Origin of the sequence: Bradyrhizobium sp. HKCCYLRH2060 (assembly GCF_051168135.1) — a bacterium.
Classification (GTDB): Bacteria; Pseudomonadota; Alphaproteobacteria; order Rhizobiales; family Xanthobacteraceae; genus Bradyrhizobium.
Map to the genome: position 1 here is coordinate 33,082 of NZ_JBNPUK010000016.1, position 13,525 is coordinate 46,606.

Sequence of the window (13,525 nt, forward strand, 5' to 3'; positions counted from 1 at the left end):
GATTCGGCAGCCCTGCGCCCGTCAGCCGTGCCCGAGCAGGAGATTCGCGGCGCGGTCGCCGGAGCGCACCGAGCCTTCGATGGTTGCTGGCAGGCCGGTATCGGTCCAGTCCCCCGCCAGAGCGAGATTGCCGAACGCCGTCTTCACTCCGGGCCGGAGCGCGTTCTGCTCCGGCGTCGCCTCGAAGGTGGCGCGACGCTCGCGCACGATCTGCCACGGCGGCAGCTCGCCCGAGATCCCGGCGGCCTTGCAGACGTCGGCCCAGATCGCGGCGGCGAGTTCCTCGCGCGGCATGTCGACCAGGCGATCGCCATTGCTGATGGTGACCGAGAGCCGCTGCGGGAAGGCGAACAGCCACTCGACCAGGCCGCCGACCACTCCGAGCAGAGCTGGTGCATCGCGCGGCGGCGTGATGCGGAAATGGGCATTGACGATGGCACGATATTTCGTCGGCCCCGTGAGTCCCGGCAGCAGCGCCATCGCCGGCCGCGGCGGCACGGCGAGCACCACGACGTCGGAGGGACCGAGCGCGACGGTTTCATCACCGCCGAACCTGAGCCCGGTGACGCGACCGCCTGCATTGTCGAGGCCGCGCAGCTCGCGGCCGATCCGGACGCTGCCGCCCTTGCCTTCCAGGAATTTCACGGCCGGATCGATCAGCACGCCCGACAACCCGTCGCGCGCGATCAGCGGCCGGCAGGCCTGACCGCCGGCCAACAGCGTCTCGCGGACGATGGCGCCGGCGAGCCCCGCCGAGCCCTCCGGCGGATCGCAGTTCAGCGCCGCGAGCAGCAGCGGCTGCACCAGCCGGTCGTACAGCGCGCCCTTGCAGGGAATCGTGCTGCCGATGGTCTTGGACGTGCCGGCCCAAATCAGCGGCGACAATGCGAGATAGTCGCCGAGCTTGGTATCCGGCACGCGGCGGCCCTCGTCGAACACCCACAGCGGCAGCCGGCCGTTGCCGAGATCGAGCAGCCAGCGCTGGCCGCTCCGGATGTCGACGAATGCGAACTGCGCCTTCTCCGGCCCGACCAGCCCCGCTTCCGAGCCGATCGCACGGGCATAGGACAGCACGTGATGATTGGCCGACAGCAGCAGATGGTTGCCGTTGTCGATCACCAGGTCGGTCGCGGCGTCGTAATAGGACCGGCAGCGGCCGCCGAGCTGCTGCGTGGCCTCGTGGACGTGCACGATGTAGCCCGCGTTGGCGAGCCGCACGCCGGCGGAAAGGCCGGACACGCCGGCGCCGATGATGTGAGCTGTCTTCTGCATCAGATGATTGCGTAACGGAGGATGATGCCGATCTTCGTGAGCTTGCTCACGCGGACGGGCTCGCGCGGCAGCGCGAAGCCGCGTTCGAGCAGGAGGTCGAACACGGCGCGATAATATTTCGACATGATCCGCGGCGCCCGCACGGCGCGCCGACGATTTCGCCGCATGATCTCGTCGGCCTTCTCGAAATGCGTCTTGGCCCTGACCGCTACCGAGTTGCAGACCTTGGGCAGCGCCCGCTCCTGCATCACCTTGACCGGATCGTCGCTGGTGATGCCGGCGAACAGCAGCGCCTCGCGCGGCAGGTAGAGCCGGCCGATGCCGGCATCCTCGTCGATGTCGCGCAGGATGTTGGTGAGCTGCAGCGCGCGGCCGAGATGGTGCGCGAGCAGGATGCCGTCCTCCTCGGGCATGCCGAAGATGCGCACCGAGAGGCGGCCGACCGCGCTCGCCACGCGGTCGCAATAAAGGTCGAGCGTGGCGAGATCGGGCGCGCGGATCTCCGCCGGCACGTCCATCTCCATGCCGTCGATGATGGCGAGGAAGTCCTCGCGCTTCAGTCCGAAGGTCTTCACCGACGCGACATAGTCGCGCAGCCGCGGCGGCGGGTTGCCCTGGTACAGCGCGTCGATGTCGTCGCGCCATTTCTGCAGCGCTGCCAGCCGCTCGGGCCGCGGGCCGTCGGAATCGGCGATGTCGTCGACCTCGCGGCAGAAGCTGTAGACCTGGAACATCGCATCGCGCTGGGCGCGCGGCAGGATGCGCATGGCGGCATAGAACGAGCTGCCGGAGGCCGCCGTGCCGTGATCGACGTTATCCGCGGTCGCCTCGAGGGTCATGCGCCGGCTGCCGATTTGGTCTGGGGATGACGCCCGGCCACGCGGCGGCCGATCTCGCCCATCACCGAGGTGAAGGTGAGACCGAGCATGCCGATGGGCGACAGGTGCACGCGCTCGCTCAGCGGATCGCGCACCTTCAGCAACGCCACGATGCGGTCGGCGAAGGCCTGGATCACGGCGATCTCCAGTCCGAAGCGGAAATCCTTGACGCCGCTGTTGAGGTCCCTGCCCTCCTCGAGCAGCGCCGCATTGCGGACGGCGAGCTTCTGCAGGCAGCTCAAGAGCTGCGGCGACGATTTGGCTGCGCCGAGCATCTCGACCGTGGCGCCGGCTTCGGCCAGCGCGTCACGCGGCAGATAGACGCGGTTGAGCGCCTTGTAGTCCTTGCCGCAGTCCTGCAGGTGGTTGTTGATCTGAAGGCCGGCGCAGATCGCGTCCGAGGCCGGCCAGGTCGCGGTGGACTCGCCGTGCACATCGAGCATGAAGCGGCCGACCGGCATCGCCGAATAGCGGCAGTAGTGGATGACCTCGTCCCAGTTCTCGTAGCGCAGCTTGGTCACGTCCATCCGGAAGGCAACCAGCAGATCGAGCGCGTGCCGGGGCGACATGCCGCGCCCGGCGAGCGCCCGGCGCAGGCTGACGGCGACGTCCTGGGTCTCGCCCGTTCCCGTCAGCTCAGCCTCGAGCAGGTCGAGCAGCCGCAGCTTCTCGTCGCCCGGCAGGCTCGGATGGTCGGCGATGTCGTCGGCGGTGCGCACGAAATTGTAGAAGGCGAGGATCAGCGCCCGATGCTCAGGACGGATGATCCACGACGCCACCGGAAAGTTCTCGTCCCGGTGTGTCTTGCCGGATCGCAAATCGCTCGCGGTGGTCATGGACGAAACAGCTATCAGGTTGAAGGGGCGCTACCGAAAACAATGCCCGCCGCTTCGCTCATGCGAACGGATTGCTCGCCCCCCATATAGGCGAAGATCCCGCCAAAACCAATGCAATCGATGTCGGGCAGCCCATAGAAGCGAACCGCCGTCCTGCCCCGAGGGGGCGGGCCGGCGGTCGTTAACCAAGAGAGTTCGGAAACAACCGTTCCGAACGGCAACCGCTTACTGGTTGTGGGTCTTCAGCACCTGATCGCAGGCCGAGCTGATCTTGGGGCGGTTCTCCTTGAGGCACGCCAGAATCGTGAAGTCACCCTGATCGATGACCGCACGGCAGAACTTCTGAACGTCACGCGTGCAGGCCGCCTGCTCTTCGGGCGTGCCGCCGCGGCCTTGCGCGAACGCACCGGTGGAAACGGACACCGACGACAGCAGGGAAAGTGCCAGGAAAATCTTACGCATCGTGTTCCTTCATTTTGACAGCAGAGGAGACCTCCCGGATCGCCGATGCTGCCCGGGAAACACCTGTTTGGTTTGGCAAGGACCGCAAGCCCCCCAGCGCCGGAGGTACGCTGCCAAATGCGGCCAAATTTGCGCCCTATGATCCCGAGCGGATCAAGCTCGGAGATCACAGCTTTGGCACAAACAAGGCGTTGATACTAGGGCGTTATTCTCGGAACACGTTTTTCGCATTTGGCTGTTGCAAGCATGCCGCGCGGACCGTTAGATGCGGGCGCCGTCGAGGCGGCTTGCGTGCAGCCGTCTTGCGAGGACGACCATTCGGCGCCGACCGGTCGCACGGTATCGGCGGGCATCATGGCATCCGGTCGCAGCGCCCGACCGGCCGTCATTTGAACCTAACCTTCGGCGAGAACACCAAGTGTTCGAAGCGGCGGCATACGCCGACACAGCGGTGTCATTTTGGATGGGAAACTCGATATGAAACTGTTCGGCTCACCTTTCTCTGGGCACGTCGTCAAGGCCGCCGGTCTCGGAGCGGCACTGTTCGTGGCGGCGACCGCAGTTCACGCTCAGTCGGGCCCGTTCGCCGGCTTCGACGGCTCGTGGTCGGGCAACGGCACGGTCGCGCTGTCGGACGGCACCACCGAGCGCATCCGCTGCAAGGCCAGCTACAAGGTGGCCGGCGCCAATCTGAAGCAGAGCCTGCAATGCGCCAGCGACAGCTACAAGTTCCTCCTGTCCAGTGACGTCACCAGCCAGGGCGACCGCATCTCCGGCAACTGGAGCGAATCCAGCCGCAACGTGAACGGCGAGCTGCAGGGCACCGCCGGCAACGGCCAGATCGACGTGTTCGTGCAGGCCGCCGGCTTCGCCGCCAGCATCACCCTGCGGACCAGCGGCAACAAGCAGGTCGTGCAGATCTCCTCCAAGGGCGAGATTCGCGGCGTCAACATCACGATGTCGAAGACCTGATCTTTGGACCGGAGCGCGTCGCGCGCTCACGGGCAGTCGAATGCGCAAACGGCCCTGACAATGTCAGGGCCGTTTTGTTTTGCGGTGCTTCCGCAGCCGTCGGATACGAATGAGACCCACCGTCGTCGTCGCCCGGCTTGCCGCCTTCGCTCACGCTTCGGCACGCCCCCGAGGTGTTTAGCCGCGTCGAAGCCGAAGGCGCAGACAGGACCGGGCGCCCAGTGTTCCAGAGGCTGTCGTAGTTGAACCGATAGGCCACGGCGTACTGGATCACCCGCTTTCGCGGGTATAACGGCCCTGGTTTACGCAACAGCCTGGGCTAGAGCGGCTTGCGCTTGAGCTTCTGCGACAGGTTGATCAGGAACATCGCGGTCGGGCGGAGGATGAAGAGATCGGCGAACAGCGCCGCCACCATCGAGAACGCGCTGAGCCAACCGAACAGCCGCAGCGACGGCAGATCCGAGAACACGGTGACGACCAGGCCGCAGGCCAGCACCACGGTGGTGAGGATCAGCGCCGGTCCGACCAGCACGGTGGCCCGCTCCACGGCGACTGCGGCACTGACGCCGGGCGCGCTCTCCATCCGCAGCCGGTTCAGGAAGTGGATGGTGGCCGACAGGCCGAGGCCGAAGGAGACCGTGAGCGCCACCACGCTGGCGAATTGCAGCCCCTCCCCCATTGCCCACAGCACGGTCCCCGACATCACGACAGGGAAGATGCCGGGCAGGATGCAGGCGAGCATGACGACCCAGGACCGGAAGGCCAGCCCGATGAACATCGCCACCAGCGCGAACTCGATCGTCAGCCCATGGTTGAGCTTTTCGATCATGCCGGCCGAGTTGCGCGCGGCGATGGCGGCGAGACCGGTAACGGCGATTTCATAGCCGGGATGCTTCTTTCTCACCGCATCGAGCTCGTGGTCGAGCTTGTCGACCACCGGCAGCAGCTGGCTGGAGTCGACATCCGGCACACGGCCGGCGACCACCACCGCATCCTGCTCCTTGTCGATGAAGCGGCGCACCAGATGCTCGGGGATCAGATTGACGTATTCCTGCAGGGTCGCGGTATCCGACGAGCCGGCCTTCTCGGCCAGCCAGCGCCGGAGCGTCTCGACCGACCAGACGTTGCCGACACCCGCGGTCTTCTCGACCGTGGCATGGACGTCGGCGATGGTCTGCAGGGTCTCCGGGGCATAGAGCGAGGCGCCCTTCGGAAACTGGATGAGCACGTTGACCGGATTGGCGCCGGTCAGCTTGGCATCGAGCCGGTTGCTCGCCGCAACCGCCTGCTGCTTGTCCGGCACCTGGTCGGCGAGGCGATAGCGCGGCTCAAGGGTCGAATACACCACCGCGAGCGAGCCGACGAACAGCACCGCGATCAGGCTGAACAGGCCGGGACGGCCGACCATGCGCACCGCGATCCAGTAGCAGAAATTGCGCAGCGCCTGGACGCCGGCGTCGGCGCCCTGGAATTTGACCGCGAACGTCTTCTCGTTCCGCACCAGCAGCACGCCGAACACCGGCACCAGCGACAGCACCGCGACCAGCGCGATGATGGTGGCGGCGAGCCCCGCCTCGCCGAACTTGCGGATCAGGTCGCTGTCGGAGAACTGCAGGGCGATGAAGGAAATGCCGGCGGTGGCGTGGGTCAGGACGCAAGCCGGGCCGACGACCAGCACGGCGTTCTTGAACGCCGTCACCTTGTCCTGCCCCGCGATCAGGCGGTCGCGAGCGGCGAAGGTGAGCTGCATCGAATCGGAGAAGCTGATGACCATGATGAGCGGCGTCATCACGTTCAGGAACATGTTGAGATTGAAATTGGCCCACCCGAGCGCGCCGAGCGCGAGCATGATCGCGATCAGCGGCGGAAACGCCGCCGCGATCATGAACGAGACCTTGCGGAAGAAGATGATGGCGATGACGCAGCCGGCGAGAATGCCGAGAATGTTGTAGGTTAGCCCGTCACGCTCCACCGCGTTGCGGATCTCGAGCTGCATGACCGGCACGCCGGAAAGCTGGACATTCAGGCCGGTGTCGCCGAGGTCCTCCGCCATCAGCTTCCGGATGTCGCCCACCACCTTCCCGAGATCGTTCGAGGCGACCACCTTGGGCTCGAGCGACAGCACGATCAGGGCCAGCGTGCCGTCCTCCGACAACAGCTTGCCACGGATGATCTCGTTGGACTTCACCGTTTCGATGAACTTGTCGTAGGCCTCGCCCTCCGGCAGATCCGACGGAAACAGCGCGGCCGGCAGCTTGCCGGGCGCCGGCGCCTGACGGGCCGAGAACAGCGACACCAGGCCCCGGGTGCCCTCGACCAGTTGCAGGTCGGTCACGAAGTCACGAAGCTTCTCGAGGTTTTGGCGGGCCAGCAGGGTCTTGCCCTCGACCACGACGAGGACGTCGAATTCCTCGGCCGGGAACTTCTTCGTCACCTCCTCGTACTGGTGGAATTCCTTGCTGTCGGAGCGAAACAGCTGGCTGAGCGAATCGTCGATCTGGATGCGCTTGATGCCGAACACCGCCGCCACGATGAGAACGAGCAGGACGACGCAGGAGAAGATCGGAGCCTTGACCGCGAGGAGGCCGAGCCGCTCGATGCCAAAGGCGATGCTGTCGGCCGGCCGGTGCTCGACCTTCTCGACATGGACTTCGTTGTCGTGCCTGACTTCCAGCATGCGGTGTCCAGTGGTTGGGGCGCGGCCCAATTCGGAAGGCCTGAGCGCATAGGGCAGAAATAAGGCCGCTCAGCGAAGCAGAGATGACCGCATTGTGGCCCGCAGCCGAAGCTAATCCTTGAAAACACGTGAAAATTCGTCGAGGCGGTCTAGCAGGGTTCACTCCCCGGCCGCAACCTTGCGCGGCCACACAAGACGGCGAGCCGCGACGGCTTCCGATCACGCCACGATTCTGCCGTGCTTGAAAAGAGGTGGACGGCCCCGACGGACGCGGGGCTCGAAACCTGAACGACTCAAGGACCGGTATCCGACTGAGCCGTCCTTGCCGGAGCAGGCCGCGGCGCCGGCGAGCGCCCCGCTGCCCTGCCCCGGCGAGGCCATCACCCCGCAGGAAGGGCGGCCTCGCGCAGCCGGATCGAGTAGTTCGACGCGTTCTGATGCCCGCGCGAGGCGGCGCGCGCAAACATGATGAGGTGATGCGCGATCAGCGTCACGGCGATGAAATTCTCGATCTCGCCGCGCTTGAGCTGGCTCCAGGCAAAGCGCCAGAACGGCCGCTTGTAGTCGCCGAGCACGCCCACCTTCCAGAAGATCTTGCCCATCATGACCAGGCCGCGCCTGACGTTCGGCCAGCTCTTCATCTCGTCGCTGACCGGCACCTCGATGCGGTTGGCGTAGGTGGTGTCGCATTGGTGCTTGTAGCGCGCGAACAGCCGCTCCGGCTCATAGGCCACCTCCATGCAGCGCCGCCACGCCGTGACCACCTCGTCATAGGGCATCAGGAATTTCACGTTGGAGTCGCGACCGTCGTCGTGGACCAGCCTGCCCTCGCGCTCGAGGCGATCCCACAGGGGCGTCTTCGGGAGCGCCTGCAGCAGATTAATCGTGAGCAGCGGGATCCGGCTCTCCTCGACGAACTGCAGCAGCGCGTCCGCGGTCTGCGGCGTGTCGGTGTCCAGCCCCATGATGATACCGGAGACGACCTCCATGCCGTAGCTGTTGATGGTCCTGATCCCCTCCAGGATCGGCACCATCATGTTGTGATCCTTCTGCATGGCCGTCAGCGCATCCGGATCGGGCGTCTCGATGCCGCAGAAGATGGTGATGAAATAGGCCTCGCGCATCTTCTCCAGGATCTCGGGCCGCTTGGCGATGTTGAGCGTGGCCTCGCAGGCGAGCCGCATCACATAGCCGGTGCGCTTCTGCCATTCGATCAGATGCGGCAGCAGCTCCGTCGCGGCTTTGCGGTTGCCGATGAAATTGTCGTCGACGAAATAGACCGAGCCGGTGACGCCGCATTCCCTGAGCTTGTCGAGCTCGGCGATGATCTGCTGCGGCGACTTGATGCGCGGGTTGCGCCCATAGAGGCCGGGGATGTCGCAGAACTCGCATTGATAGGGACAGCCGCTGGAATACTGGATACTGCCGAGAAAGTACTTCTTCACCTCGGCGAGCTCATAGGCCGGCACCGGGAAATCGGTCATCGCCACCCGCTCGCTGGTCCGCAGCACGACCTGCTGCGCAGGCCGTGACGGATCCCGCGCCAGCCGCGCGATCAGCTCGTCGGTCGCATCGCCAAGCTCGCCGACATGCAGATAGTCGAAGCTCGGATAGTAGTCCGGGCAGGCGCTGACCGAAGGGCCGCCGAGCGCGACCGGCAGGTCGAACGCGTGCGCCCGCTGGCAGATGTCGTTCATCTGCTGACGCTGGATGTGCATGCCGCTGACGAACACCGCTTCGGCCCAGGAGAAATCCTCGTCCCGCGCCGGGCGGATGTTCTCATCGATGAAGCGCACCTGCCAGGAGCTTGGAAGATAGGCCGCGATCAGCAGCAGCCCCTGCGGCGGCATGAAGGCCTGGATGCCGTCGGTGAGCGGATAGGCATGCTCGAAGGTTCCGAACGACGAGGTGTAGCGCGGAAACACACAGAGAATGCGACGTACCGTTTCGATGCCCTCGAATCTCATCGACTGCCCCTCGCGACAACCCGCTAACTGGTTACCTTACGGCCGAAGACAAGGCTTCGCCACCCCTTCCGGAAAAGTTGAGGTGCGATCGAGTTTTCCGCTCCTGTCGCAAGGCGCGACGTCCCCGCCGCGTGCCCGATGCTCACGCTGCCAGGCATGATCAGACGCGACCTGATCCAATGTATCGCAATACGGATGGCGGAATGCGACGGGCGATCCAAGGTTCCAATCAGATGGATCATCGATCGGTCGAGCGCGACGACCGCTCCCGCCTGTCTCCGATCGGCGACCAATTGCTGAGCGCGCGTGCGCGCGGTCACTGGTTTGCAATGCATTTGCAAGGGAACGAGGGGCCTCGAAAGGGCGCATGCCCTCCGTAGTCAACCGGACGCCCCGGCGCCCGCCCCTGCTGCGGAGCACCAACTAATCGATTGAAACGCCAAGCAAAGTACGCTGTGGTTGTATAATACTGACGGTGTCCACTTAACGCTTTCTCCATGAAGGTTTTGCATAACTATTAACAATCAAGCGCCTCCTCCGTCGCAGCAAAAACTCGCGGTGTCTCACCTCATGACCTCACGCCCGACGTCAACGAAGACGGCCACGCGCCGATCCATCGCAGTCAAGCTCTATGCAATCTTCGCGTTGTTTGCGCTATTGACCGCCGCAATCACCTGGCTGTCCGACTACAACTCGCGGCGGGCCACGGAGCTCATCAAAGCCATCGAGACGGCCAATCTCGCCGCTCACAACGTTCAGCTGGTCAACGGCCTCGTCTATGCCGTCGTGATGGAGTCGCGTGGCGTCTACATGTCGACAGACCCGGCCGTCGTGAAGCAATACGGCAACGGCTTGCTCAAATTCAACGCCGAGATTCTGAAGGTCGTCGACAAGTGGCAGGCGATCGTACAGGCCGACGACGCCCAGCAATTCGCAACGTTCAAGAAGCGGATCGAGCAATTCGTCGAATTCCGCGCCGAACTGGTCCGCCGCGCCAATGAAATCAGCCCGGCTGCGGGACGCGAGTGGGGCGACAACGACGCCAATCGCTCCGTGCGCAAGGCGCTCAACACGGACCTCGAAGCGCTGTCCAAAGTCTATGTCGAGCGCGGAGGAAAGATCGCCGAGAAGGCGGCGCTGAACAACAAGCTCTCGCTCATGCTGACAGGCCTTGGCGGCTTGATGTTGGTTCTGGTCGCAGCCGGCGTGGTGATCATCGCTCGCTCGATCGCTCGGCCGCTGTCTCAGATCACCGAGACGATCCGCCAGGTCGCCACCGGCGCCGAGAACGTCGAAGTGCCGTATGCCGGGCGCGCCGACGAGGTCGGCGAGCTGGCCCGCGCCATCGGCGTGTTCCAGCAGGCGATGGCCCACAACCGCGACCTCAACGTCCAGGTCTCGCAGGACTCCGAAATCCGCGAAGCCCGGGCCCGCCACATCGAAACCGCGGTCGAGGAATTTCGCACCGCAATCGGCAGCGTGATGCGGACCGTCACCGAGAACGCCGCCGCGATGCGCGCCACCGCCGAGGCGATCACGCGGCTGACGGCGGACGCCAACGAGCGCGCGGTCACCGCAGCCGGCGCGACGTCGCAGGCCTCGACCAACGTTTCCGCCGTCGCGAGCGCCGCCGAGGAGTTGTCGACGTCCGTCGAGGAGATCGGCCGGCAGATCCGGCAGTCGGCCGGCGCCGTCGAGCAGACCGGCCAACGCACCGAGAAGTCGGTCACGGAGATCGAGGGCCTTGCCGCCGCCACCCAGCGCATCGACGGCGTATTGACCCTGATCCAGACCATCGCCGAGCAGACCAACCTCCTCGCTCTGAATGCGACCATCGAGGCCGCCCGCGCCGGCGAGGCCGGCCGCGGCTTTGCCGTCGTCGCTCATGAGGTCAAGGCGCTGGCTGGGCAGACGGCCAAGGCGACCGAGGAGATCAGCCAGAACGTCGGCCTGATCCAGGCCTCGACCAAGACCGCGGTCGACGCGGTCCGCGAGATCGGCCAGGCGGTCCGCGGCATCAACGAGATCACCTCGAACATCTCCAATGCCATCCAGCAGCAGGACCAGGCGACGCGGGAGATCTCGACCAACGCGCAGTCGACCGCCCAGGGCAACCAGACGCTGGTCATGAACATCGGCTCGCTCCGCGACGCCATCAGTGAGACCTCGACGGCCGCCGCCTCCGTCCTGTCGGCGTCCGGCGACCTCAACGCGACCGCGCAGACGCTCGCCAACGAGGTCGAGAAGTTCTTCCAGAACCTGCGCTCGGGTCCGTCCGCGGAGATGCGGCTGCGCAAGGCGAGCTGACCGGGGCGAGCCCTCGGTTGCGGAAATCGCCCCCGCAAGACGTGATCCGTTCCGACACCGGAACCGTTTCTTGGTTTTTGGAGAGCCGTCGTGCGCCAGACAGCCAAGAAACTTCCGTTCGCCTGCGACCCGGTCGCGGTCACCCAGGATGACGTCGAGGACGCCATCCGCACCATCCTGACCTGGATCGGCGAGGATCCGTCACGCGAGGGTCTCTCCGAGACCCCGGCCCGCGTGGCGCGGGCCTACAAGAGCTATTTTTCCGGCTATGAGCAGAACCCCGAGGAGTATCTGCGCAAGACGTTCGAGGAGACGGCCGGCTACGACGAGATGGTGCTGTTGCGGAACATCCCGTTCCAGAGCCATTGCGAGCACCACATGGCGCCCATCATCGGCCGCGCCTGGGTCGGCTACGTGCCGCGCAACCGCGTGGTCGGGATTTCCAAGCTCGCCCGGGTCGTCGAGGCCTATGCCAGCCGGCTGCAGATCCAGGAGCGCATGACCGCCGAGATCGCCAACATCATCGACGAGGTGCTGCAGCCGCAGGGCGTGGCGGTCGTGATCAAGGCAGCCCATCACTGCATCAGCTCGCGCGGCGTCAAGAAGCACGGCGTCGATCTCACCACCAGCCGCATGCTCGGCTGCTTCCGCACCGACCCGATGAGCCGCCAGGAGTTCCTGGCGATGGTCAATTCCGACCTGAAGGATTGAAGGGGCCGGAAAATCCTCCGCCCGCTGTGATCCAGCCGTCCATGGTCCACGTTATCCAGGGTCAAGCAGCGTGCCGGGGACCATGACCACGCGACTGAGAGCGACTGGATTAGCGCAATGGAACGTGGCATCGTCCCGGCATCGATTTGCACGGGCCTTCAGTGCCCGTACCAGGGTGAATGTGAGCAGAGGGCCGAAGGCGACTGTGGACTGGGCTGAATTGATCGGACGCGTCGCCGCGCGCGGCGATCGCGAGGCATTCAAGGCCCTGTTTGCGCATTTTGCGCCCCGCATCAAAGGTTTCCTCATCAAGACCGGCTGCAACGCCGACGACGCTGAGGAAATCGCGCAATCCACCATGGTGGCGGTGTGGACCAAGGCGGGTCAATTCGATCCGTCGACGGCCGGCGCGGCCGCCTGGATCTTCACGATCGCGCGAAACCAGCGGATCGACGCCGCGCGCAAGGCCGCCCGCGACAGCCGGCTGAGCAGAGAAGTGGGGCGCGACGAGGAAGCCGATCCGACGCCCGCAGCCGACCAGATCGTCTCGCGTGTCGAAGATGCCACACGGGTGGCGGCCGCGATCGAAAGATTATCGGTGGAGCAATCCACCGTGATCCGCCTGTCGTTCGTTGAAGAACGACCGCATTCGGAAATCGCGGCGGTGCTCGGCCTGCCGCTGGGTACGGTAAAGTCACGAATCAGATTGGCGATGAATCGCCTGAGAGACCTGTTGGACGACGCGACATGACGATCAGCCACCACCCGCCGGAAGACCTGCTGGCCGACTTCGCCACTGGTGCGCTCGACGAGGCCGAGCGGCTGGTCGTCGGTGTCCATGTTGCCGATTGCGGCCGATGCCAGCGCTTCGTCCGCGCCATCGAGCAGCTCGCCGGCGCCTCGCTGGATGCGGCCGAGCCGATCGCGACGGGCGCGGATGCGTTCGATGCCGTGATGGCACGCATCGATCGACGCCCGCAGGCGGCGCCACAGGTGAGCGAGGTCGCCGAGCACGATCCCGAGCTCGCCGACCTCCCCGAGATGGTCAAGCGCTGCAAGATCGGCAAGCGCCGGCGTGTGGCGCCCGGCATCAGCATGCGCCCGATCCTGCTGCCGGGCACCGGCAAATCGCGCGCCTTCCTGCTGCGCTCGGAGCCTGGGGCGCGGATGCTGGAGCATACGCATTCCGGCAACGAGCTGACCTGCGTGCTGAAGGGCAGCTTCAGCCATCTCGGCGGCTATTACGGACCCGGCGACTTCGACTATGGCGACGACGAGGTCGACCATCGTCCGGTGGTCGGTGACGAGGGCCCCTGCCTCTGCCTCGTCGCCATGACCGGCGACCTGCGCATGCACGGCCTGCTCGGCCGGCTGATCAGCCCATTCGTCCGGCTCTGAATTGCTCCGCCGTCATTGCGAGCGCCGCGAAGCAATCCGGAGCGA

11 protein-coding genes are annotated in these 13,525 nt (G+C 65.4%); 5 read left to right on the top strand and 6 right to left on the bottom strand.

What is annotated here, in order from left to right:
• Positions 1 to 21 precede the first annotated feature (21 nt).
• The 4 genes from hpnE to ACQR10_RS26340 form a co-directional block, all read right to left on the bottom strand.
• The gene (hpnE, locus tag ACQR10_RS26325; RefSeq protein WP_316183367.1) at positions 22 to 1,272 is read right to left on the bottom strand and encodes a hydroxysqualene dehydroxylase HpnE; all 1,251 of its coding nucleotides are present in this window, start codon (positions 1,270 to 1,272) and stop codon (positions 22 to 24) included.
• Entirely contained in the window at positions 1,272 to 2,111 is an 840-nt protein-coding gene (gene hpnD, locus ACQR10_RS26330) for a presqualene diphosphate synthase HpnD (RefSeq protein WP_315801263.1), read from the bottom strand. Before hpnD ends, hpnE begins: the two co-directional genes overlap by 1 nt.
• The gene (hpnC, locus tag ACQR10_RS26335; RefSeq protein ID WP_315801264.1) at positions 2,108 to 2,986 is read right to left on the bottom strand and encodes a squalene synthase HpnC; all 879 of its coding nucleotides are present in this window, start codon (positions 2,984 to 2,986) and stop codon (positions 2,108 to 2,110) included. The genes hpnD and hpnC overlap by 4 nt, the downstream gene beginning before the upstream one ends.
• A 225-nt stretch (positions 2,987 to 3,211) precedes the next feature.
• Positions 3,212 to 3,448, bottom strand: coding sequence for a hypothetical protein (locus ACQR10_RS26340; RefSeq protein ID WP_315801265.1), 237 nt, complete (start codon positions 3,446 to 3,448; stop codon positions 3,212 to 3,214).
• A 477-nt stretch (positions 3,449 to 3,925) separates the two neighbouring features.
• Here ACQR10_RS26340 and ACQR10_RS26345 point away from each other — a divergent pair, with 477 nt between their 5' ends.
• Complete coding sequence (locus ACQR10_RS26345) at positions 3,926 to 4,420, top strand: hypothetical protein (RefSeq protein WP_316183366.1); 495 nt, start codon at positions 3,926 to 3,928, stop codon at positions 4,418 to 4,420.
• A gap of 319 nt (positions 4,421 to 4,739) precedes the next feature.
• Here ACQR10_RS26345 and ACQR10_RS26350 read toward each other — a convergent pair whose 3' ends face one another.
• Positions 4,740 to 7,097, bottom strand: a complete 2,358-nt coding sequence (locus tag ACQR10_RS26350; RefSeq protein ID WP_316183365.1) for an efflux RND transporter permease subunit — start codon at positions 7,095 to 7,097, stop codon at positions 4,740 to 4,742.
• Positions 7,098 to 7,477: 380 nt separating this feature from the next.
• Positions 7,478 to 9,064, bottom strand: a complete 1,587-nt coding sequence (locus tag ACQR10_RS26355; protein ID WP_316183364.1) for a B12-binding domain-containing radical SAM protein — start codon at positions 9,062 to 9,064, stop codon at positions 7,478 to 7,480.
• A gap of 570 nt (positions 9,065 to 9,634) precedes the next feature.
• Between ACQR10_RS26355 and ACQR10_RS26360 the strand changes: the two genes are divergently transcribed.
• The 4 genes from ACQR10_RS26360 to ACQR10_RS26375 all read left to right on the top strand — a co-directional run bounded on the left by ACQR10_RS26360 (position 9,635) and on the right by ACQR10_RS26375 (position 13,480).
• On the top strand, positions 9,635 to 11,371 hold the full coding sequence (locus tag ACQR10_RS26360; RefSeq protein WP_316183363.1) for a methyl-accepting chemotaxis protein: 1,737 nt from the start codon (positions 9,635 to 9,637) through the stop codon (positions 11,369 to 11,371).
• 90 nt (positions 11,372 to 11,461) lie between these two features.
• A complete protein-coding gene (gene folE, locus ACQR10_RS26365; protein ID WP_315714899.1) occupies positions 11,462 to 12,082 on the top strand; it encodes a GTP cyclohydrolase I FolE in 621 nt (206 codons plus the stop codon).
• 205 nt (positions 12,083 to 12,287) lie between these two features.
• A complete protein-coding gene (locus ACQR10_RS26370; protein ID WP_315772520.1) occupies positions 12,288 to 12,833 on the top strand; it encodes a sigma-70 family RNA polymerase sigma factor in 546 nt (181 codons plus the stop codon).
• Complete coding sequence (locus ACQR10_RS26375; protein WP_315749232.1) at positions 12,830 to 13,480, top strand: ChrR family anti-sigma-E factor; 651 nt, start codon at positions 12,830 to 12,832, stop codon at positions 13,478 to 13,480. Before ACQR10_RS26370 ends, ACQR10_RS26375 begins: the two co-directional genes overlap by 4 nt.
• Positions 13,481 to 13,525: the final 45 nt, after the last annotated feature.